Here is a 22,171-nt window from a genome sequence, read left to right on the forward strand (position 1 = left end):
CGTTTATTCCGCAAGCCAGCGAGCAATATCGAGTGAAAAATAGGTAATGATGAGATCGCAGCCGGCACGCTTCATGCTTGTGATCATTTCAAGAACAATCGCCTTTTCATCAATCCAGCCGTTTTGTGCGGCGCCTTTTACCATGGAATACTCCCCGCTCACATTATACCCGACAACCGGGAGGCGGAATTCATTGCGCACATCACGGACGATATCAAGATAAGAAAGCGTCGGTTTTACGATTAGAAAATCTGCCCCTTCTTCCACATCCGACTGTGCTTCACGCAATGCTTCGAGCCGGTTGGCCGGATCCATCTGGTACGTTTTCCGGTCCCCGAAAGCGGGTGTGCTGTCAGCAGCTTCGCGGAACGGACCGTAAAACGCGGATGCATATTTGACCGCATAACTCATGATCGGCACATCTTCAAAGCCTGCTTCATCAAGCCCTTTGCGAATCGCGGTGACAAACCCGTCCATCATATTCGAAGGAGCAATGATATCAGCGCCTGCTTTTGCCTGGCTGACCGCCGTTTTCGCAAGCAGGTCAAGGCTTGGGTCGTTTAAAATTTTCCCATCTTCCACAACGCCGCAATGGCCGTGATCAGTGTACTCGCACAGGCAGGTATCCGCGATCACAATGATATCCGGGTAATTTTTCTTGATGAAACGGATGGCTTCCTGAACGATGCCGTGATCGTGGTACGCTTCCGTTCCGGTTGCATCTTTATGGTTCGGTACGCCGAATAAAATGACGGATTTAATGCCAAGGGAAACGACTTCATCCATGATTTCATGGAGCCGGTCCAGCGACCAGTGATACACACCCGGCATCGAAGCAATTTCATTTTTAATATTTTCGCCTTCAACTGCAAAAATCGGATAAATCAAGTCGTTCACTGTTAAATTCGTTTCGCGCACCAAAGCCCGCATATTGGCACTTTGGCGAAGTCTACGGTGACGGGCAAACTGTAAATCTTTCATTTTATTTCCTCCTAAACTGGTAGAATGCCGCAATGTATTGCATATTTATCCGGGAAGTATGCACAGCTGCCGGCTTGTTGGGAATGATTGCGACGGTCGCGGGCAAATCCCGCTTTTTCTATTTTGTTTTCTTCGTGTCGAACATCGCCCGGCTGGTAATCTCTCGGAGAAAACCGTACATGGCAGCCGGTTTGTTAGGCCGGCCGCTTCAATCCCGGGTTCGTGCCGGTTTCTATCTATTTTTCTTCTAAACGGACAAAATCGCATAATGCCCCAAGCATGGCCTCGACGGTGTATTCATCCGGGCAAACCGCTGCACGGCTGCCGGCTTTTTCCACTGCCTGCCTGGTTGAAGGGCCGATGACTGCGATCCGGGTTGAAAGCCCAGCGATATCCATGCCGCTTTCTTCAAGCGCGCCTTTAAAATGGCGGAAGGCGGACGGGCTTAAAAACAGAGCAAAATCGATGTGCTCCCGCCCGAGCAAACGGGTAAGCTTTTCTTTTGCCCCCTCCGGCATATACGTCTCATAGACAATCCATTCCTCTGCTATTATACCGCTTTTTCTTAGAAAATCCGCAATTTCTGTCCCGGCCAAGTTTCCTTTCGGGAGAAGGACGCGGCTTGCCCGGTGTCCGCTCCGCAAAAATTCCCGGGCAAAATCTTTTGCCGTAAACTTCCGGGGCGCAAAAGAAACCTTTAAACCGGACTGTTCCATACAGGCAGCCGTCTTTTTTCCCACAGCTGCCCAGTTTATGTTCAAATGCTCACATGCTATACCCGCACGGCTGCATGCTTCCAAAAAATAACGGACCCCGTTTTTGCTTGTAAACACAACCCAGTCGTATGCCGAGAGTTTTCGCAAAAATACAGATGCGGACAGGTCGGCATATGCACGGAAGGAAACCATCGGGACGACAAAAGGGGTGCCGCCGAGCGCTTCAATTTGTGCGGCGAGCTTTTCGCCGTCTTTTCCGCCTCTTGTGATCAGGATATTTTTCCCGCTTAAAGGCCCATTTGCCGTCATGACTGCCCGAGCTCCGCTTTCACTTGTTCAATCAGCGCCTTTGCCCCTTGCCGGCTTAAAATATCTGCCGCCTTTTCTCCGGCCGTTACCGGGTTGTGGGAGACAACCGTTTCTTTATATACCGTTTTGCCATCAGGGGAAGCGACAAGGGCAGTGAGGGAAATGCCTTCTGCCGTTTTCTTCGCAAGGCCGGCAATCGGTACCTGGCAGCCGCCTTCCATTTCATCAAGGAAGACGCGCTCCGCCTTTACCGTTTCCGCCGTTTCTGCGCTGTCGAGCTTCCGGAGCGCATCGAGCAGTTCCCCGTCATCGGCGCGGCATTCGACAGCGAGCGCGCCCTGCCCGATTGCAGGCAGGCAAATATCCGGATCAAAAAATTCGGTGACGGTATCCGCACTCCAGCCCATCCGTTTTAAACCGGCTGCCGCGAGGACGATCGCATCGTAATCCCCGTTTTTTAATTTTTCCAGCCTTGTATCAATATTGCCGCGAACAGACTTAATGCGGATATCGCTTCTTACAGCAAGCAGCTGGGCGCCGCGGCGGAGGCTGCTTGTCCCGACAACCGCCCCTTCCTTAAGGCTGGAAAAAGGGGTGCCGTTTTTGGAAATCAAGGCATCCCGGACATCTTCACGTTCCGGAATGCAGCCGATCACAAGCCCGTCCGGAAGCACAGCCGGCACGTCCTTCATGCTATGTACAGCCATGTCAATTTCATGATTCAACATGGCATCTTCAATTTCTTTCACAAACAGGCCTTTCCCGCCGACTTTGGACAGGGTGACATCGAGCACTTTATCGCCTTTTGTGGTGATTTCCCTGATTTCAAAACGAAAAGGCAGTCCGAGCTGTTCAAGCTTCGCCACCACCCATTTCGTCTGCGTCAGGGCAAGTTTGCTCCGCCTCGACCCTACGACAATTGTTCTCATCCGGCAATCCTCCTAATAATACAAATGAAAATCCGATAATCCTGTAATTAGAAAAAAGTTAATCAAAATGATTAAAAAAGCAGCCATATTCCAATAAGCCAGTGTTTTTCCGAACATGTGGCGGCGTTCGCCCCCATACAGGAGAAAACTGTATACAAGCAGCACGACAAACGACCCGACAATTTTCGGATCAAGCCAGTGAATGGCCGGAAGCCGCAAGTATGCCCACCATAGCCCGAGAATCAGCCCGAGCAAAAGGACCGGGACCGCAATGGCATTCATCCATTTCGAAAGCCGCTCCAGTTTTGCAAGGTCATTCAGGCGCCAGATTCTGTGGCTCCATTTCTTTTCCTTCAGCCACTTATATTGTAATAAATACAGAACGGAAAAGACAAAGGACAGGGAAAACAGCACATAAGCAATCAGCGTCATCGTAATATGCATGAGCAAAAGTTCCGATACCATTCTTCCTGCCCCTTGTGAGACCTTCTCCGGGGCAAAAGCGTGGACCGTCATGATAAAAAAGCCGATGACATTTGTAAAAAACACGGTAAAGTCAACGCGCAGCAGGCGGTTCAGGGCCAGAGACAGCGTCAGCAATGCCCATGCATAAAAATAAAGCCCCTCAGACAATGTCAAGACCGGGAACCGTCTGGTGTGAGCCATGTACAAAATAAATATAACCGTCTGCAATGCCCAGACAACGGAAAGAAAACGGAAGGCAGCCTTGTTAGCCTTCCGGTTCCGGTGGAGAAAGTCAAGAAAATAAAGCAAAATACTGGCTGCATAAAGCAAAATCATGCCTTCATGCAGTCTGTCCGTCCATACGGCATACATTGCCGGGCTCCCCGGTTAACCCGAATAGGACGGGCGGACTGCATGCCGCGCCATTTCGGCTGCCGGTTCCGCTTGTCCCGTTTCTGTTTCTAAATTAAAAATTTGGCGGAACAGTTCTAGATTCCGGGCTGCATCCGGCGAACCCGCCATTTCTTTTGCCTGCAGAATCGGATCTTTCAGCATCTGGTTAATAATGCTTTTTGTATGTTTGCTGATGACTTTCCGTTCGCGTTCTGTTAAGTCCGGCAGCTTCCGTTCAATGCTTTTCATCGTTTCCGCCTGGATCGCGAGCGCTTTTTCCCTGAGCGCCGTGATCACCGGCACCACCCCGAGTGTATGGACCCATTCATTGAATGCGCAAACGGCATCGGAAATCATGTCCGCAATCTGCCGGGCGGCTTTTTCGCGTTCTTTCAAGTTGGCTTCCACGATGCCTTCCAGGTCGTCAATATCATACAAGAAAACGGATTCAAGGGACGCGGCTTCCGGATCAATATCGCGCGGCACGGCAATATCGACAAGCAGCAGTGGGCGCCCGTTCCGTTTCTTTTCAATGGGTTTTAACTTGTCTGCTGTAAGGATGTACCCTTTTGCCGAAGTGGAGGTAATCGCGATATCCGCATCCAAAAGCGCCGTTTCCAAAGATGCCAGCCCGAGTGCCTCGCCATCGAAGCGTGCGGCAAGAAGCCCGGCTTTTTCCGGCGTCCGGTTGATGACGGTAATCCGGGTGGCACCGCTGCCGTGAATGTTTTCCGCAGCCAGTTCGCCCATCTTGCCGGCGCCGATGATGACCACTTTTTTATCAGCCATATCGCCAAAAATTTTCTTCGCAAGCTCCACAGCCGCATAACTGACCGAAACAGCATTGGAAGCAATTTCCGTTTCCGTATGGGCTTTTTTCGCTAGTGTGACCGCATCTTTGAACAGGCGGTTAAAAATGGTGCCGGTTGAACCGGATGCTTGGGCCAGCAGAAAACTGTCCCTCACCTGCCCGAGAATTTGCGTTTCACCGAGCACCATCGAGTCAAGCCCGCAAATCACTTTAAACAAATGCGCAATGGCTTCGTTGTCTTCGTAAATAAACAGATAGGGGGCAAATGCTTCCTTATCTATTCCGAACCATTCTGACAGAAAATCTTTAATATAATAACGCCCGGTGTGTGCCTGGTCGGCAACCGCATAAATTTCCGTACGATTGCATGTAGACACGATGACATTTTCCAAAATGCTCTTTTTCTTTTGCAGCGCCGCCATCGCATCCGCGAGTTCCGCCTCATCAAACGACAGCTGTTCGCGGATTTCAACCGGCGCAGATTTATAATTTAATCCGACAGTAAGTATTCTCATTGTTGCCCTCCGGCACCCCCATTTTATCTTGCCAAATGCATAGGATTGAATGTTGATCTATGTTAAGATGAATAGAAGAAAAAAGCTCGTTTTTCTCTTTTGAAATAATACCATTCCTACCTGTAAAATAGCAGAAACAGGCGATGGTTTCAAGCATCTAGATTGAAGGAAAGAAGTGTGTCCCATTGAAAAGCCGCAAAATTTTTTCCGCGATTATCCTGATCGGGTTCGGGCTGTATTTTTATTTGCAGCGTTTTGACCTCACCGGCATGAAGGACTACTTTACATGGCCGACGCTGTTGATCATTGTCGGGCTCGCTTTTTTAGGCGAAGGCTACTGGGGCCGAGACGGGGAATCAATTTTGCCGGGGGTCATTCTCGTCGGGTTCGGCCTCCACTTCCACCTTGCCGGCAAAATCGCCATTTGGCCGGATAATATCGGGGTCTTTGTTCTCATTATTGCCATCGGCTTTTTGCTCCGTTCGCAAAAAACCGGGGACGGCACGTTTTACGGGCTGTTGTTTCTCGTGCTATCCATATTGCTCCTGTTTTCCGATAAAGTAATGGGATGGTTCGGCCTTGTCGAAAACAATGTTTCTTCCCTGATCAATTTCTGGCCGGCCGTGCTTGTCGTAATCGGCGTCTACCTGCTGTTTGCGAAAAGAAGGGGGCGGAAATAACACCCGCCCGTGCAGTCCGGCATGAAAAGCCAAGTACCCAAACAGCCCCGCGCGCCCAAAAAAACAACCAGGCGCTCATTACCGGCATTTTCCGGGGCCGGACCGCTAAAAAATACGATTTTAGATCCGGATCCTGCAGAAAAGCCCGGTGCCCGCATGCTGGCCCCGGGCTTTATTCACTTAATTCTTTCCATCAGGGAAGCCCACACTTTGTCCTTTCCCTCTCCTGTTTCAGATGAAAATAAAATGATTTCGTCTTCTTTTTCCAGATTCAGCGTTTCTTTTGCTGTTTTCAAATGAGATGCCCATTTGCCTTTCGGGATTTTGTCAGCTTTTGTGGCAACGACGATACACGGGATTTTATAGTACTTTAAAAAATTGTACATCAAACAGTCATCGTTTGTCGGCGGATGCCGGACATCGACAATGAGCACGACCGTCTTCAGCTGTTTTCTTGACGTCATGTACGTCTCAATCATCCGGCCCCATTTTTCCCGTTCTTTTTTCGACACCTTCGCAAACCCGTAGCCGGGAACGTCGACAAAGTATAATTTGTTTTCGATTTTGTAAAAGTTCAGCGTCTGGGTTTTCCCCGGCTTGGAAGAGGTTCTGGCAAGGGCTTTACGGTTGATCATTTTATTGATAAAGGAAGACTTTCCCACATTTGACCGTCCGGCAAGCGCAATTTCCGGCAAATGCCCTTCCGGATATTGCTCCTGCCGCACCGCGCTGATGACCAGTTCTGCCTCCGTTACTTTCATTTCTCCTCACCTGCAATGGCAATTTCAATGACTTCATCCATATGCGTGACCGGGTAAAAATGGAGATCACCGCGCACGCTTTCCGGAATGTCATCCAAATCTCTCTCATTTTCTTTCGGAATAATAATTTTCTTCAGCCCCGCTCTATGTGCGCCGAGCGACTTTTCCTTCAATCCGCCGATCGGGAGTACTCTGCCGCGCAGGGTGATTTCGCCTGTCATCCCGACTTCCTTATGCACGGCATGCTTCGTCAGTGCGGAAATCAGGGCGGTCGCAATCGTGATCCCGGCAGAAGGGCCGTCTTTCGGCACAGCGCCTTCCGGAACGTGGATATGAATATCATACTTTTCATGGAAATCAGGCGCAAGCCCGAGTGCTTCCGCTTTGGAGCGGACAAAACTGAAGGCGGTCTGAGCGGACTCTTTCATCACATCACCGAGTTTTCCGGTCAGGACCAGCTTTCCTTTCCCCGGTGAAAGCGACACTTCGATCTGAAGCGTATCGCCACCGACGGTCGTGTAGGCAAGCCCGGTCGCTACGCCAATCTGGTCTTCCATCTCGGCCTGCCCGTAATGGAAAAGCGGCTTCCCGAGAAAGTCAACGATATTTTTTGCTGAGACCGTGACCCGTTTCCTTTTCCCTGATACTATGATTTTCGCCGTTTTCCTGCAAATTTCGGCCAATCTCCGTTCCAGGCCGCGCACGCCTGCTTCGCGTGTATAGCGGCGCACGATCAGGCGGAGGGCTTCCGCATCCATCCTCAGCTGATTGCGAGCAAGCCCGTTTTCTTTTATTTGCTTAGGGAGCAGATGGGTCTTGGCAATTTCAATTTTTTCCAATTCCGTATATCCGGAGATCGAAATGATTTCCATCCGGTCGCGCAAAGGGCCGGGAACCCCAGACAGATCGTTGGCCGTTGCAATAAACATCACTTTCGACAAATCATACGGCTCTTCAATAAAATGGTCGCTGAACGCATGGTTCTGTTCCGGATCGAGCACCTCAAGCATTGCGGCTGAGGGGTCGCCGCGAAAGTCGCTGGCCATTTTATCGATTTCATCGAGCAAAAAAACCGGATTTATCGTGCCGGCTTTTTTCATGCCCTGGATGATCCGCCCCGGCATCGCGCCGACATACGTTCTCCGGTGGCCACGGATTTCCGATTCGTCCCTTACACCGCCGAGCGAAACGCGGACAAATTTTCTGCCCAAAGATTTTGCGATTGACCGTGCCAGGCTCGTTTTCCCGACACCCGGAGGCCCGGCAAGGCAAAGGATCGGCCCCTTGATCGACCGGGTCAGCTGCTGCACCGCCAAGTATTCAAGGACGCGCTCCTTTACTTTTTCAAGGCCGTAGTGGTCTTCGTTCAAAATCTTTTCCGCTTTCGCGACGTTGAGATCATCTTCTGTGGCGTTCGACCACGGGAGTGTGATGAGCCAGTCCAAATAGTTACGGATCACCGCGCTTTCAGACGAAGCGGCCGGGATTTTTTCATACCGGTCCAATTCTTTGAATGCGGAATTGCCCACATGCTCGGGCATGCCGGCATTTAAAATTTTTTCGCGCAGCTCATGCACTTCCGCCGTTTTGCCTTCTTTATCCCCGAGTTCTTTCTGGATGGCTTTCATTTGTTCCCGCAAATAATATTCTTTTTGCGTCCGCTCCATCGACTTTTTCACTTGTTGGCTGATTTCTTTTTCAAGCTGCAAAATTTCCTGTTCATTTTTGATCAGCCCGATCAGCTTTCGTATTCTTTCTTTTATATCAATCGTTTCGAGAATGTCCTGCTTTTGCGGAAGGCGGAGCGGCAAATGGGATGCGATAATATCGGCCGCCTTGCCCCCGTCTTCCATATCGGAGACCGCCTGGAAGGTTTCACCCGAAATTTTTTTCGACTGGCTGATGTACTGATCGAAAAATTCGAGCATCGTGCGCATCAACGCTTCCGTTTCAGCATCCGGCCGAAACTGCTCATCAAATGTTTCGACTTCGACGGAATAAAAGGTGCCTTCATCTTCAAAAGAGACGATTTTTGCGCGCCGCACGCCTTCCACGAGCACCCGGATGGTCCCGTTCTGCAGTTTCATCATCTGGTTCACTTTTGTGAGCGTTCCGGTTTGGTATAAATCTTCCTGTTTTGGTTCTTCGATGGAAACGTCTTTTTGTGTCGTCATGAAAACTTCGCTGCCATGCATCATGGCGTTTTCAAGGGCCTGGACAGAGTAGTCCCGGCCGACGTCCAAGTGCAAAACCATCGATGGATACACAAGAATCCCCCGTAAAGGAAGCAAAGGAATTGTGTATGCGGATTGTGTTGTCATCTCAGCACCCCTATCTTGATACGTCTTTTAGGGGGCCTGTCCATTAACCCCCTATGAGCGCATTGTCGTTAAAATGTTTCTTTAATGCGATATCCAGGACTTCTTCCAGCTGCCGGACCGGAACGATCGCAATGCCTGTGATTTCCTTGAACGTGGCCTGCATGTTTTCGGCAGGAATGATCACCGTTTTGGCTCCTGCCTGTTTTGCTGCTTTTATTTTGGCATACACGCCGCCGACCGGTTTGACCTTGCCGTGCAGGCTGATTTCCCCTGTCATGGCTACTGTCTGGTCAACAGGAATTTTATAAATGGCGGAATAAATGCCGCATGCCATCGCAATCCCGGCGGAAGGGCCGTCAATCGGAATCCCGCCCGGAAAATTGACATGGAGGTCATACTGGTCAGCGGGGACACCCATCGTCCGTAAAACAGTAATGACGTTTTCGGCGGAACCTCTTGCCATGCTTTTTCTGCGGACCGATTTCCCTTCGCCGCCAATACTCTCTTCGTCCACAATCCCGGTAATGTTGACGCTGCCCCTTTCTTTTGCCGGAATGGCCGCTACTTCAATTTCAAGCAGCATCCCTGTGTTCGGACCGGTTACGGCAAGCCCGTTAACAAGCCCTGCAGCCGGCTGTTCAGGGGCCTTTTTCTCATAGCGCGGCGACAACTGGCTGGCTGTTGCCACCCATTCCAGGTCCTCCTCCCGGATAAAATCCTGTCCTTCCTGGATTGCAAGCCCTGCAGCAATTTGCACCATATTGACCGCTTCCCTGCCATTTTGCGTATATTGCGCCAAAATGTCCAGCCCGTTTTCGCTGATTGCCATATGGATTTTATCAGCTGCTTTTTTTGCAACCTGTTTAATTTCACCGCGGTCAAGTTCGCGAAAAAACACTTCCATGCAGCGCGAACGGATGGCAGCCGGAATTTCTTTCGGCGTTCTGGTCGTTGCGCCGATCAGCCGGAAATCTGCAGGTAGTCCATTTTGAAAAATATCATGGATATGATGTGGAATTTCCCGGTTTTCGGGATTGTAATACGCACTTTCCAAAAAAACTTTCCTGTCTTCTAGTACTTTCAATAATTTATTCATTTGGATCGGATGCAATTCCCCGATTTCATCAATAAACAAGACGCCGCCGTGGGCAGAGGTGACCGCACCCTGTTTCGGCTGCGGGATGCCGGCCTGCCCCATGGCGCCCGCCCCCTGGTAGATCGGGTCGTGCACGGAACCGATTAAAGGATCGGCAATGCCCCTCTCATCAAAGCGGGCTGTTGTGGCATCCAGTTCAACAAAAACAGCGTCACGTTGAAAAGGGGATTTCGGATTTTTTTTAGCTTCCTCAAGCACAAGGCGGGCCGCTGCCGTTTTGCCGACACCGGGCGGCCCGTAAATGATACAGTGCTGCGGGTTTGGGCCGCAAAGTGCCGCCCGCAGTGCTTTAATGCCGTCTTCCTGGCCCACAATATCCGCGAATGCTGCCGGGCGGACGCGTTCCGAAAGCGGCACAGATAAAGAAATTTCCCGTAGTTTCCGCAACTGTTCCATTTCTTTTTTTGATTCGCGGTCTATCGTAATTTTTTGTGTTTTTTGGCTTTTTAGCAAGTTCCAAAAGTAAAGCCCGATAATGATCCCGAAAAATAGCTGGATCAATAAGGCAATCCCCGTCCAATTCATCCTGTTCCCTCCAAGCATTTCAGTTGCAGCCTGATCATGCCGCTTCCTTATTTACCTAGTATCTCCGGCTGCCGGAGGGAATAAACGGGGATTTCTGAAAACCAGGAACGGCTGGGCGGAAGAAAAAAGGGCAAGCGCACCGCTCGCCCATTGCTTCTTTATTCTGCTTCGCCTCTCATTTTTCCGGCGCTGTGCCAATACCAGGAATTTAGCCCTGCTGCCTTAGACCGGTTCCTGTTCAAAAAAGAATGTTCACGCCGGATTGCCGGCGGGCAGCCCGGCTCCGCTTATTTATGCCGATTTTGTCTGGTCGCTGCCTTCAATGACTGTGCCGTCTTTCAGCACGAGCCTCGGGAATTCTTTGTCCAGGACGGATTCTTTTGTAACAATACATTTTTCAATATCTTCCCGGGACGGCAAGTCAAACATGACATCGAGCATAATGCCTTCAATAATGGAACGCAAGCCGCGTGCACCCGTTTTTCTTTCGATCGCTTTTTTCGCGATTTCCTTCAGCGCATCCTGTTCAAATTCCAATTCTACATGGTCGAGTTCCAGCATTTTTTTATACTGCTTGACCAGCGCATTTTTCGGTTCGGTCAAAATTTTAATCAATGCCTCTTCATCCAATTGTTCCAAAGTAGCAATGACCGGAAGGCGGCCGATGAATTCCGGAATCAGCCCGAAAGAAAGCAAATCTTCCGGCAGTACGTGCTTCAGGAGCGATTGTTCATCGAGTTCGTCATTTTTTAAATCGGTGCCGAAACCGATCACTTTTTTGCCGAGGCGGCGTTTAATGATCTGGTCGATGCCGTCAAACGCACCGCCGCAAATAAACAGAATATTGGTTGTGTCAATCTGGATAAATTCCTGGTGCGGATGTTTGCGCCCTCCTTGAGGCGGAACGCTCGCAACCGTGCCTTCCAGAATTTTCAGGAGCGCCTGCTGCACGCCTTCGCCGGAAACATCGCGCGTAATCGAAGGGTTTTCCGATTTACGGGCAATTTTATCAATCTCATCAATGTAGATGATACCTTTTTCCGCTTTTTCCACATCATAATCAGCTGCTTGGATCAGCTTTAACAAAATATTTTCGACGTCTTCCCCGACATAGCCAGCTTCCGTCAACGATGTGGCATCGGCAATCGCAAACGGCACATTTAAAATGCGTGCCAGCGTTTGCGCAAGCAGCGTTTTCCCGCTCCCTGTCGGCCCGATTAAGCAAATATTGCTTTTTGCCAGTTCGACTTCATCGATTTTGCTGTTGGAATTAATCCGTTTATAATGGTTATAAACGGCAACCGCAAGCGATTTTTTCGCCTGTTCCTGGCCGATCACGTATTCCGCAAGAATTTCACGGATTTCATGCGGCTTCGGAATGTCTTTGAATTCCACTTCTTCTTCTGTGCCAAATTCTTCTTCAACAATTTCCGTGCACAATTCAATACATTCATCACATATATACACACCCGGACCAGCGACCAATTTTCGCACCTGGTCCTGCGATTTTCCGCAGAAAGAACATTTTAACTGCTGTTTTTCATCGCTGAATTTGAACATTCCATTCACCCCTTATATTGTACTTCTTCCATTCCATTGGCAGTTCCCGAAATAACAGGGACCCTTCATGACTCCCGCTTACCATTATACAAACCCCTTTTGCTGTGATTTGTATATGGATTGTATCACAAAACGATGCCGGCAGGAAATAAACTGCTTATACCATTCTCCATGCATATGTAAAATTCCTGTCTACTCCAGATTTTCCCAAAAACCAGACGAATATGCTTCTCCATCCTGAAAAATTGCATCGGCTAAGTTTCTGGTGCGCTTATCTTACAGTATGGGCTTCTATGTATTTTTTGGCACAGCCCGCAGGTTAGAAAACAAGACACGAGCCAGTGCCGTGCCTTGTATTTCTATTTATATTATGCAACAGTTTTGCTGTTTTGCACAAGAAAATCGATCGCTTTGCGCGCTTTCAGATCGGCTTTAATGCCGTCCGTAGAACCGAGCACCCGCCTGATATCGTCAACGGACATGCCGTACATTTCGGACATGCGCTTCAGTTCTTCATCCACTTCTTCATCGGATACTTCAAGGTTTTCCGCATTGGCAATCGCTTCAAGCGTCAGATTAAAGCGGACGCGTTTTTCCGCATCTTCTTTCATCTGATTGCGGAGCGCTTCTTCATTCTGGCCGGAGAACTGATAGTAAAGTTCGAGGTTCAGCCCCTGGGCACTCAAGTTTTGTTCGAATTCTTGCAGCATGCGGTTTAATTCCGTATTGATCATCGCTTCTGGAATGTCCATTTCTGCATTTTCCGCAGCTTTTTCGACCACTGCATCTTCAACCGCGTGTTTTGCTGCATGTTCTTTCGATTCTTTTAAATCTTTTTGGATTTTTTCTTTTAATGCATCCAGCGTTTCCACTTCGTCATCCGCATCCTGCGCGAATTCATCGTCCAGTTCAGGCAGGTGTTTCGCTTTGATTTCATGGACTTTCACCTTGAAAGTAGCTTTTTTGCCTGCAAGTTCACTAGCGTGGTATTCTTCCGGGAAAGTAACTTCAATTTCTTTTTCATCGCCGGTTTTTACGCCTGCTAATTGTTCTTCAAAACCTGGGATAAAGTTGCCCGAACCAAGTTCAAGCGAATAGTTTTCCGCAGATCCGCCTTCAAACGCTTCGCCGTCAACGAATCCTTCGAAGTCGATGACAACCGTGTCGCCCATTTCCGCTTCGCCGTCTTCTTTGATCACGAGTTCGGCAAGGCGTTCCTGCAATTTCTTCAATTCTTTTTCCACGTCTTCGTCCGTTACGTCTGTATCCGGTTTTTCGACTTCAAGGCCTTTGTATTCGCCAAGTTTCACTTCCGGTTTCACGGTAACAGTCGCTTTAAAGATTAGCGGTTTACCTTTTTCCATTTGTTCGACATCGATATTCGGCGTATCAACCGGTTCAATACCGGTTTCTTCGATCGCTTTTTCGTATTCGCCAGGCACGATCATATCCAGTGCATCCTGATAAAGAGATTCTACACCGAAACGTTTTTCAAATAAAGGACGCGGGATTTTGCCCTTCCGGAAACCCGGGACATTGATTTGTTTCACTACTTTTTTGAAGGCTTTATCCAGACTTTTATCAACCGTTTCAGCATCTACTTCAACTGTCAGGATCCCCTGGTTTCCTTCAGTTTTTTCCCATTTTGCTGACATACCTTTCCCTCCAACAATCTATAAATAATAATGTAATAATAGGAAATAGACCGGGTCTGTTTCCTGATTCCCTTGTCTATTGCTTTTTTCAAATACGGATTGAAAAAAGACAGTTTACAACCATTTAATTATAACATAGCTTTTTTGTCTTTCAATGATGAGCCTACAGATTCGGCAAAGAAATTTCCTCAAGGCTTTCGAGATAGCGGACGGCCTCAAGCAAGGTATCCGGCTCCACCGAATAGTACATCGCGATTTTATCAAAATACGCTTCCTGCCCGAAAAGCTTCAGGCCCATGCTGTAGTAGGCAGCCGTCCACAGCGCGGGATCTTCCGGCTCCGGTTCAAACGGGTACAGCAGGAAAAAATGCCGGTCCAAAACCGTTTTAATCTGAGCAAAAAGTGTCGGATTTTTTTGTTCGACATCCCTTGAAAGCCGCGTAATCAAAAGATTATACAGCTGCGTTTCAAAAATCGGCAAAAGATGCGCGGGATTTACGGCGCCAGCCTTGCCGAGTTTTTGCACCTCGAATTCATCCGTGATCCCCTGTTCTTTTAAAACGTTCAGCAAAAGGGTCTGGATAAACGGATGTTTGTCCGGATCCCGGATATATGCCCGGATTTCATCGAGATACGGCCGGATATTTTCATGCACAAGATGCGAAACCCGCAAGATTTGTTCTTCCTGGTCCCCGGTTTCAAAAAGCTTACGGCCCGTATGCTCGGGCTCCCGTTCTGGTTTTGGCATTTGCATCCGCTTTTCACTGAAAGCGAGCAGTTTTTCATAATGATCCAGCTTGTCCGGTGGGGCTTCTTTTTCTTCCAGCAGAGCGCGCAAGGTACTGCTGATTTCTTCATGTTCACCGAGCTGGACAAGAATCATGAGAAACAGATCGAGGATTTCGAAGTAGTCACCGTTTCCTTCACGAAGCATTTGTCTGCCTTGTTCTTTCGCCCCTTCATAATCGCCGGCTTCATAGAGCGCAATCATGTAGGCGGTCCCGATTTCCCCATCGTCATGGTCAAGCCGGCGTGCCTGGCGAAGCAGCGCGGCAGCTTCTTTATATTCTTTTTGGCTGATGGATTCGAGTCCCCGCTCCAAGAGGCGTTCTTTCAGACGGGGGAACGGCACCACATTGCTTTTTCCGTTTTTCATTGTCCATTCCGCCTTTTTTTAGATCGTCACTAGTGTAGCATGAACCGGTTTTTTTGCAAAGGGTTTATACTGCCAGGGGGCTTTCTATTATGAAAAAAGCCAAACACAGAAAGCCATAAAGCTTCCGTGTCCGGCTTGCTTATTTCTTGTCCGGTCTGATATCGTGAATGTCCTCTTCCTCAGCCATTTCCGTGCCATAAGCAAGGCGTTGATTTTGCCTTTTTGCCGTGTTTTCAGCGCTTGGGGCATCATGATGCAAAAACCTGTGCACGAGCACTTCCGCAGCCGAAATCAGGCAGGCGGCAATGAAGCTGCCCCATGCAATTTGCAAATAATTGTCAAGCACGACGTTCCCGAAAATCCAGACACTGGCATAAACAAGCAAAAAATCAACAACGGTTGCTTTCCAATTCCCAATGCGTGGCAAAAGGAGCACATCTCCAACAACATAAGACACTATTGTGACAAGCAGGCTGAACGATAAAATGTCTGTGATCGTCGCATCGAAAAAGAGATCAAGCGCAACCGCAAAAGCGACAATGCACGTGATAAATTTTGCCAGTAAAACGATTGCATTTCGCATTTCAATTCCTCCCTTAAACAGGCAGTTTTACTTATAGTTTGTCCAAATGAAAAAGGATTGAAACATGATGGGATGATTTAAAAGAAGAAAAAAGGGGTAATGAATAACAAGTCTACACATGACGGAGGGATTCGATGAAAAGGTCAATGATGAATCTGATTTCAGGCACTTTGCTTTCCGCCGGGGGAGCCGTGCTGGTCATGGCCGCTTGCAATAAACGGCAAAAAGATTCGGCTGAAACGTGGGAAGATACGGATATGAGAAACAGCAAAAAAATCGACCAAATGGAAAGTGTGGATGCGGACAAAGTACCGGAAGAAAAAGGGCTCACACAGCTGGACTCCACATACCGTTCCGAATGGATCGCAAACGGATTTCCGCAAACCCACAAAGAAATGAAAGAACTGGAAAAAGAAGGGAAAAAATCATAACGGCTCTTTACACCCTTTTTACACAAAAGGACGGGTCACAAGGTTTTTCCTTGCTGCCCGGCCTTTTTGCGGTTATGTGCTACGTCCCAGGCGACCCCTTCGCTTCCTTCAACTCCCATCTCCCAATAGACACCCTTGCTCTTGACTGTCCCCCTTACAAACAGATGTCCACACCGAGAGTATCCCACATGCATCGCAATAAAAATAAAGACGGCCTTTTTGCCGCCGTCGTCTTATTTCAATCTTGAGATAAATGCATCAAATGCTCGTGATCAAAAATATGATCAGAAATATTAAAACCAGATTCCACTAACTCCAATAATTTCTGATAATCTGCAGGGCCAGGGTCCACAGGACGTTCATAGAAAAATTTTTCATTGACATGTGTTTTACATAAGTAAGCACAATGGGGCTTCCCGTCTACTAAATCCATTGCAAATTCTTCAAAGATCCCCCGCTCTTCACTACTATAATCATCCCCATCTAATACGATATCTATTTTAATTGTATTCTTGACATCGTCAATATCCTCTTCATCCATTGTACGAAATGGCAAGAGTTGAAGCTCGCTTTCGTTTAGTGGCCTTCTTAAATCCTCGATAATTAAATATCCCATAGAAACATTGTCATTATATAGCATATATATTTCCAAATCCCTTAATCTAACCTCTCTTCTATAGCTAATCAGCTTTATTCACCTCTTCCCTTCTCCGATTTGGAAACATTCATACCCTTGCTCTATTTTCCGCAGGATTCTTTTGATTTTTTCAAATAGATCATCGGGCATTCTAGCGATCGGTTCGGATTCTGTAGCTTCCCTAAACATTTTGATGGAGTGGATTACGTTCTTTTTGTATCCTTTCTTCTTTGAGTCTTTCCCTTCTTCGCGCCGGATTCCAGCATATTCTTTCGTGGTTGGACATCAAGCAGGCCTGTTTTGCCATTCCAGGTAAGGTTTGATCCGTTTGGTGTTCTCATAGTGGACAACCCTCATTCTGTCCTGCCCTTTCCGGTTCAGCAAGCATTCAGAAAGGCGATGCGGCTTGTGTAAAAAATGTGTAAAACGAAATCAAAACCCACCTTTTTGAACTTTTCTCAGAAAAATTAAAAACGCTTGAAAAAGTTGATATAACAGCATTTTCAAGCATCTTTAAGACCTCTATTTGTCCTAACTGGACGTGCATACGTCCCAGGAGGGATTCGAACCCCCGACCTGCGGCTTAGAAGGCCGATGCTCTATCCTGCTGAGCTACTGGGACATTTTAAAATGGTTTGTTACGAACATATATCATTTTAATCAGCAGGCGGGCAAATGTCAATCATGAATTTGAAAAAAACACGATTTTTTCCTGCAACGGGCGGGTGCAGCAGCAGGCAGCGGTTTCCGCAACCGGATTGGCCCGGCTTCGTACCCGCCTTGCTCTGCAGCCGGAGTTCCCGGCGTCATAACGAGAATTCCTGGCGTAAATCCTCAAGTTCGCAGTGCTTGTCCGTATAAAAGGAAACTCGGATCGTATTTCCGTTTTTCTCCACAACCGCATACGTCCGTTCCGTCCTGCCCCTTGGCATCAAAAGGCTGCCGGGATTCAGGAAAAGAGTATTTTCAATCAGCTCGGCACCGAGAATATGGGAGTGCCCGAAAAAAACAAAATCCGCCCCCACTTCTTTTGCTTTATAAGACAAATTCAACAGGGTCATTTTTACATTATAATGGTGGCCGTGGGTGACAAATATTTTGCTGTCCCCAATTTCTTTCGTGATATCAAGCGGAAATTTCCGCTCATAATCGCAATTGCCGCGCACGGTTAAAAAGTCCCGGATGGCCTCCTCGTCCGCTCGCAACTCCGAATCGCCGCAATGGATCATCGCGTCCATTTCCCCGCCGTACCGCCGTTTAAGCTCGATCAGCTCTTCCGTAAGTCCGTGGCTGTCACTTGCAATCAGCAGTTTCATTTTTTGCCTTCCTCCCCTAAAATCGAATACAGTGCATCCGAAAGTTTTGCCAGTGCATGGGCACGGTGGCTGATTTTATTTTTTTCTTCGGCAGAAAGCTGGGCAAGCGTTTTGCCGGACGGAAGCATAAAAATGGGATCGTACCCGAATCCGTTCTCTCCGATCCTTTCCCGCGTGATCCTTCCCTGAAGCGTCCCGGACACCGTAAATGTTTCTTTTCCAGGGCGGGCAACCGCAAGTGCACAATAAAAAGAAGCTGTACGTTTTTCATCCGGTACCCCTTCAAGCTCGGAAAGCACCTTATCGATGTTTGCCTCATCATTTTTCTCTTTCCCTGCATAGCGTGCAGAATAAACCCCCGGCCTGCCGCCAAGCGCATCGATCATAAGCCCCGAATCATCGGCAATTGCCATCATGCCGTATGCATTGGCCGCCGCTTCCGCTTTTAAAATCGCATTTTCTTCAAACGTTTTCCCCGTTTCCTCTACGTCCGGTGCGCCTTCCATATCCAAAAACGTTTTCACCTCGAGCTCGAACCGGGAAAATAAAGCTGCAAATTCTTTTGCTTTACCTTTGTTTTTTGTTGCAATCAAAACAGCCGCCAATTTTCTCCCCCTTTTAAAGGAAATGTATTATGTATGCACGATACAAATAAGAGGTAGTCTGGCTACCCCTTTTGTCCCATATTCTATAGTATAACAAAAAAACCACGCTAAAAACTACCCGTGTTGACTTTTTCCGGCCTTGTCACCGGTTCTGAAACCGATTTTCCGTCTTCTGTAACAAGCTTTGTACTGCCGTCCACTTCGACTGCAACGCTTTTAATCCCTTTTTGCTCGGTCAGCGTCAGGACGAGCGGATCGAGCACTTCGTTTGAGATCATCTTTTTATCGAGGCTCCCTAAAATTTCTTTATTAAAATCAAGCGTCACTTTCCCGTTTGCCACTTCCGGCTGTTTCTTCAGTTTGACATCGTCCATGAATCCGGACACAAGATGGGAACCCGGGGAAGGACCTTTAACCAGTTCTTCAACCGCTGCTGCGACATCGTCCTTGTTACTGTCCGCAACGCGCTTCGTTACCGGCACATAATAGCTTTGCTCCCCTGTTTCCGCCAAATAATAAACGGTGACCGGATGGGTATTTGTAATATCGGCAACATACTTTGTATCCGTATTGATGCCTGCCTCCCTTGTCAAACCATCCGGGCTTACGGGTGTCCCCGCAACCGGCATCGCCTTCAGTTTTTTGCCATTCATTTTAAGCGAGACCTTTTGAATGGAGTCGAACTGGGTCAGCGTCCATGTGACCGATTCCAATATTTTTTGTTCATCGTGCGCTTGATAGTCTTTGAAATCCCCCGAAAAGTCGACCGTCGCCAAACCGTCTTTCACATCTACCGACAACTGCGTATTCGCGGGAAGGACCGCGCGGAAGCCGTTCGGCAGCAAATTGGAAACCGGGCCGTCCTGCACGAGGTATTCCAGTGCCTGTTTTGCAATGCTTTTGCTTTCGGGCAAGGCGATCGTTTGTGGAACGACATAACCGTATTTATCAATCAAATACAGCTCTGTTAGCACCTGCCCTTTCTTTGCTTTTGCGGTTTGTTTCGCTCCGTCTTTTACAGAAACACTTTGATGTGGATCAATTTTTTCCGGCTGCTTCTCAGGTAGCAGGCTGCAACCCGAGATCCAGATGCTGCATGCCGCAAACGCCAGGGCAAGTTTGCCGGCTGCCTTTGCTTTTTTTACCATCCCTTTCCCCTCCCGAAGACTGTTTGTACTACTATGTATACTGGCATTCCGAAAAATTAGACCGGACATGCAAAAATTTCGGGGCAGAATAAAAACGGCACGCTTTTCCATAATAAAAATACAGCTGAACAGGAGGGATTGATTTGGACCAGACACTGGGCGTTCATGAAACGCTTGATATGCACGAAATATTAATGTTTAAAAACATCTGCTTAACAAAATCCGCAACCATGTCGGCCATTGCACAGGATCCGGCTTTAAAAGAACTGCTCGGGCAGAATGCAAAGCAGGCGAAGCAGGATATCGAACAACTCATGTCGCTTTTGGGGAGGGAAGAAAAATGAACGGCTTTCTCCAAAACATCATCGGGATGGGGGACATGTCAGACAGCATCATTGCATCTGACTTGCTCATTTCAACAAAGTCCGGTGTGAAGATGCTCGCGTTTGCGGTAACCGAGGCGGCAACAGCGGAAGCCAGAGCCGCTCTTTCCGCACAGCTTCTGGCGGCCATTGACATGCATGATAAGATCATGGACTTTATGATTGAAAAGGGTTACTATCACCCTTATCATATAGAGGACCAGTTGCATGTCGACATGCAGGCAGCCCGGACCGCCTTACAAATCCCCCTTCCCGATTAAACGGCGTACCCACTGCTTTACTTTACGTCAGTTTAAAGCGCAGCCGGCCTTCTCCCTCTTATCTGCTGGCTTTCGCTTTACACATTTGAAGAGGACAGGCACGAAAAACCCGGCCTGCTTTTAAAAAAAGCAGCGCCGGGCTTTTTTTACGGCTTGAGGACCACTTTTATGCAATTGTCCGTTCTTGTATCAAACACTTCGTATCCTTTTTCAGCCTGGTCAAGCGGCAATACATGCGTCACGATGTCGCTGAGTGTGACTTTTTCCTGCGCCACAAGGTCATACAGAAACGGCATATAATGAATGACCGGCGCCTGTCCCGTGCGAAGGCTGACATTGCGCTGGAAAATATCGCCGAGCGGAAATGCGTTGTAACGGCCGCCGTAAACACCTGTTACCTGGATGGTGCCGCCTTTTCTCACCGCCTGTGACGCGATGACAAGCGCACTCATCGCCCCGCCCTGGAGTTTCAGCCCGGATGTCAAATATTCCATCGGTGTCATTTTTCCGTCCATGCCAACTGCATCAATGACAACATCCGCACCGCCTTTAGTGAGTTCTTTCAAATATTCGCCGGTATTGTCGTGCTGTTCAAAGTTGACGGTTTCCACTTTGTTATACTTCTTGGCATGCTGCAACCGGTAATCCAGATAATCAACGGCAATGACACGTTTCGCCCCTTTCAGCCATGCAAATTTTTGCGCAAGCAGGCCGACCGGTCCACAGCCGAGCACGACAACCGTGTCACCGTCTTTTACACCCGCATTGTCCACCGACCAGAACGCAGTGGAAGCGGCATCTGAAAGCAACACGAGTTCTTCATCTTTGACTTCGCTGTTTTCCGGAATTTTAAACGGTGTAAAATTCGCATACGGGACGCGTAAATATTCCGCCTGGCCCCCCGGATAGCCGCCTGTCAGATGGGAATATCCAAAATAGCCGCCCATCTCGCCGTTCGCATTCGCATTGTCACACTGGCTTTCCAGATGGTGTGTGCAATACCAGCATTCCCCGCAGGCGACAGTGAACGGTATAATCACCCTATCCCCTTTTTTGACTTTCGTGACATCCGGTCCGGTTTCTTCGACAATCCCGAGCGGCTCATGCCCGATGATATAGTCTTCCGGAAAATTCGGTATCATGCCGTGGATGAGATGCAAATCGGAGCCGCAAATGGCCGATGACGTAATTTTCACAATAATATCATCTTTTTTCTCTATTTTCGGTTCCGGCACATCTTTTACTCTGACATCTTTGATTCCCTGGAAAGTGACTGCTTTCATGTTTTCCTCCTATTCGTCCGCATCAATCTGCGCCATCATGCCCATGCGCGATGTATTGCCGGGAAACAGGTTCAGTTTGCCGATCATCAACGCCATGTCAGCGGATTTCATATCCAGTTTGTACTGGTCATCTACGTTATACGGGTGGAGCCAGCCTTTTTGCATCATGAAATTTGAAACCTCTTCATGAAGGGAAAGGCCCTCTGCAAGCTGTTTCTGGAATGCGGCCCTCACCGCAGGCGTTCTTGATTCCGTAATGGCTGCCGCTGCATTCCGGATCCCGGTTTTAATACTCATCAAAAATTCAAGTGCAACCGCTGAATCCGCCATTTCTGGCATGCCTTCCGCGTTTTCGATTTCCAAGTAATCATGAATCATTGCAGCATCCCTCCCGGATTCAGCTTGTATAAAGCTTTCATTTCTTGAATGGCTGCTTCTGCCTGCTGCACATCTTTTTCCATCAATGCCTTCAAATCCTGGTCGAATACCAGGCCGGACATCATTTTCGATTTTAATAAACAAATGGTTTTGAAATTGAGCATTTCATGGAGCTCCCTTGTTTCGTGGTAAGCCAAACCATTGTTTTCCATAT

Annotated in this window: 23 protein-coding genes and 1 tRNA gene; 4 read left to right on the forward strand and 20 right to left on the reverse strand. The window is 48.3% G+C overall.

Features of this window, described 5'->3' with window-relative positions:
- Positions 1-3 precede the first annotated feature (3 nt).
- The 5 genes from hemB to hemA all read right to left on the reverse strand — a co-directional run bounded on the left by hemB (position 4) and on the right by hemA (position 5,119).
- Positions 4-981 carry a porphobilinogen synthase gene (gene hemB / locus NST70_RS10230; protein ID WP_014097844.1) on the reverse strand — a complete coding sequence of 326 codons (978 nt, stop codon included), beginning with the start codon at positions 979-981 and terminating at the stop codon, positions 4-6.
- 236 nt (positions 982-1,217) lie between these two features.
- Complete coding sequence (locus NST70_RS10235; RefSeq protein WP_014097843.1) at positions 1,218-2,006, reverse strand: uroporphyrinogen-III synthase; 789 nt, start codon at positions 2,004-2,006, stop codon at positions 1,218-1,220.
- Entirely contained in the window at positions 2,003-2,935 is a 933-nt protein-coding gene (hemC, locus tag NST70_RS10240) for a hydroxymethylbilane synthase (RefSeq protein ID WP_342474976.1), read from the reverse strand. Before hemC ends, NST70_RS10235 begins: the two co-directional genes overlap by 4 nt.
- Before the next feature lie 12 nt (positions 2,936-2,947).
- A complete protein-coding gene (gene ccsA, locus NST70_RS10245; protein WP_014097841.1) occupies positions 2,948-3,772 on the reverse strand; it encodes a cytochrome c biogenesis protein CcsA in 825 nt (274 codons plus the stop codon).
- A 15-nt stretch (positions 3,773-3,787) separates the two neighbouring features.
- On the reverse strand, positions 3,788-5,119 hold the full coding sequence (gene hemA / locus NST70_RS10250) for a glutamyl-tRNA reductase (protein ID WP_014097840.1): 1,332 nt from the start codon (positions 5,117-5,119) through the stop codon (positions 3,788-3,790).
- Positions 5,120-5,304: 185 nt separating this feature from the next.
- Between hemA and NST70_RS10255 the strand changes: the two genes are divergently transcribed.
- Entirely contained in the window at positions 5,305-5,799 is a 495-nt protein-coding gene (locus tag NST70_RS10255) for a DUF5668 domain-containing protein (RefSeq protein ID WP_014097839.1), read from the forward strand.
- A gap of 176 nt (positions 5,800-5,975) precedes the next feature.
- On the opposite strand, the gene yihA is transcribed toward NST70_RS10255, so the two are convergent.
- The 7 genes from yihA to NST70_RS10290 all read right to left on the reverse strand — a co-directional run bounded on the left by yihA (position 5,976) and on the right by NST70_RS10290 (position 15,516).
- Positions 5,976-6,560: a ribosome biogenesis GTP-binding protein YihA/YsxC gene (gene yihA, locus NST70_RS10260; RefSeq protein WP_014097838.1), complete on the reverse strand. Its 585-nt coding sequence runs from the start codon at positions 6,558-6,560 to the stop codon at positions 5,976-5,978.
- Positions 6,557-8,881, reverse strand: a complete 2,325-nt coding sequence (gene lon / locus NST70_RS10265; protein WP_061565532.1) for an endopeptidase La — start codon at positions 8,879-8,881, stop codon at positions 6,557-6,559. The genes yihA and lon overlap by 4 nt, the downstream gene beginning before the upstream one ends.
- Before the next feature lie 43 nt (positions 8,882-8,924).
- Positions 8,925-10,562, reverse strand: a complete 1,638-nt coding sequence (gene lonB, locus NST70_RS10270; RefSeq protein WP_061565531.1) for an ATP-dependent protease LonB — start codon at positions 10,560-10,562, stop codon at positions 8,925-8,927.
- Positions 10,563-10,853: 291 nt separating this feature from the next.
- Complete coding sequence (gene clpX, locus NST70_RS10275) at positions 10,854-12,122, reverse strand: ATP-dependent protease ATP-binding subunit ClpX (RefSeq protein ID WP_014097835.1); 1,269 nt, start codon at positions 12,120-12,122, stop codon at positions 10,854-10,856.
- A gap of 368 nt (positions 12,123-12,490) precedes the next feature.
- Positions 12,491-13,777, reverse strand: a complete 1,287-nt coding sequence (gene tig, locus NST70_RS10280; RefSeq protein WP_328229448.1) for a trigger factor — start codon at positions 13,775-13,777, stop codon at positions 12,491-12,493.
- Between the two features lie 163 nt (positions 13,778-13,940).
- Positions 13,941-14,933: a tetratricopeptide repeat protein gene (locus NST70_RS10285; protein WP_014097833.1), complete on the reverse strand. Its 993-nt coding sequence runs from the start codon at positions 14,931-14,933 to the stop codon at positions 13,941-13,943.
- A gap of 139 nt (positions 14,934-15,072) precedes the next feature.
- A complete protein-coding gene (locus NST70_RS10290) occupies positions 15,073-15,516 on the reverse strand; it encodes a YndM family protein (RefSeq protein WP_014097832.1) in 444 nt (147 codons plus the stop codon).
- A 134-nt stretch (positions 15,517-15,650) separates the two neighbouring features.
- On the opposite strand from NST70_RS10290, the gene NST70_RS10295 reads away from it, so the two are divergent.
- On the forward strand, positions 15,651-15,947 hold the full coding sequence (locus NST70_RS10295; protein ID WP_014097831.1) for a hypothetical protein: 297 nt from the start codon (positions 15,651-15,653) through the stop codon (positions 15,945-15,947).
- 238 nt (positions 15,948-16,185) lie between these two features.
- Here the strand turns inward: NST70_RS10295 and NST70_RS10300 are convergent, their stop codons facing one another.
- The 5 genes from NST70_RS10300 to NST70_RS10320 form a co-directional block, all read right to left on the reverse strand.
- The gene (locus tag NST70_RS10300; protein ID WP_233896578.1) at positions 16,186-16,599 is read right to left on the reverse strand and encodes a hypothetical protein; all 414 of its coding nucleotides are present in this window, start codon (positions 16,597-16,599) and stop codon (positions 16,186-16,188) included.
- A 533-nt stretch (positions 16,600-17,132) separates the two neighbouring features.
- Positions 17,133-17,206, reverse strand: a tRNA-Arg gene (locus NST70_RS10305).
- 184 nt (positions 17,207-17,390) lie between these two features.
- A complete protein-coding gene (locus tag NST70_RS10310; RefSeq protein ID WP_179234490.1) occupies positions 17,391-17,900 on the reverse strand; it encodes a metallophosphoesterase in 510 nt (169 codons plus the stop codon).
- Positions 17,897-18,505 (reverse strand): XTP/dITP diphosphatase, encoded by a 609-nt coding sequence (locus NST70_RS10315; RefSeq protein ID WP_014097828.1) that lies wholly within the window; start codon positions 18,503-18,505, stop codon positions 17,897-17,899. The genes NST70_RS10310 and NST70_RS10315 overlap by 4 nt, the downstream gene beginning before the upstream one ends.
- A gap of 107 nt (positions 18,506-18,612) precedes the next feature.
- Positions 18,613-19,653 (reverse strand): GerMN domain-containing protein, encoded by a 1,041-nt coding sequence (locus NST70_RS10320; protein ID WP_342474984.1) that lies wholly within the window; start codon positions 19,651-19,653, stop codon positions 18,613-18,615.
- A 143-nt stretch (positions 19,654-19,796) separates the two neighbouring features.
- On the opposite strand from NST70_RS10320, the gene NST70_RS10325 reads away from it, so the two are divergent.
- Both NST70_RS10325 and NST70_RS10330 read left to right on the forward strand, forming a co-directional pair.
- The gene (locus NST70_RS10325; RefSeq protein WP_014097826.1) at positions 19,797-19,997 is read left to right on the forward strand and encodes a hypothetical protein; all 201 of its coding nucleotides are present in this window, start codon (positions 19,797-19,799) and stop codon (positions 19,995-19,997) included.
- Positions 19,994-20,296, forward strand: a complete 303-nt coding sequence (locus tag NST70_RS10330; protein ID WP_014097825.1) for a spore coat protein — start codon at positions 19,994-19,996, stop codon at positions 20,294-20,296. Before NST70_RS10325 ends, NST70_RS10330 begins: the two co-directional genes overlap by 4 nt.
- 146 nt (positions 20,297-20,442) lie before the next feature.
- Here NST70_RS10330 and NST70_RS10335 read toward each other — a convergent pair whose 3' ends face one another.
- The 3 genes from NST70_RS10335 to NST70_RS10345 are packed head-to-tail and all read right to left on the reverse strand — an operon-like array spanning position 20,443 to position 22,169.
- The gene (locus NST70_RS10335; RefSeq protein WP_017551092.1) at positions 20,443-21,579 is read right to left on the reverse strand and encodes a zinc-dependent alcohol dehydrogenase; all 1,137 of its coding nucleotides are present in this window, start codon (positions 21,577-21,579) and stop codon (positions 20,443-20,445) included.
- 9 nt (positions 21,580-21,588) lie between these two features.
- The gene (locus NST70_RS10340) at positions 21,589-21,957 is read right to left on the reverse strand and encodes a spore coat protein (protein WP_014097823.1); all 369 of its coding nucleotides are present in this window, start codon (positions 21,955-21,957) and stop codon (positions 21,589-21,591) included.
- A complete protein-coding gene (locus NST70_RS10345; protein WP_014097822.1) occupies positions 21,954-22,169 on the reverse strand; it encodes a hypothetical protein in 216 nt (71 codons plus the stop codon). Before NST70_RS10345 ends, NST70_RS10340 begins: the two co-directional genes overlap by 4 nt.
- Between the last annotated feature and the right edge of the window lie 2 nt (positions 22,170-22,171).

Source organism: Weizmannia sp. FSL K6-0777, assembly GCF_038593185.1.
Taxonomy (GTDB): domain Bacteria; phylum Bacillota; class Bacilli; order Bacillales; family Bacillaceae_C; genus Weizmannia; species Weizmannia faecalis.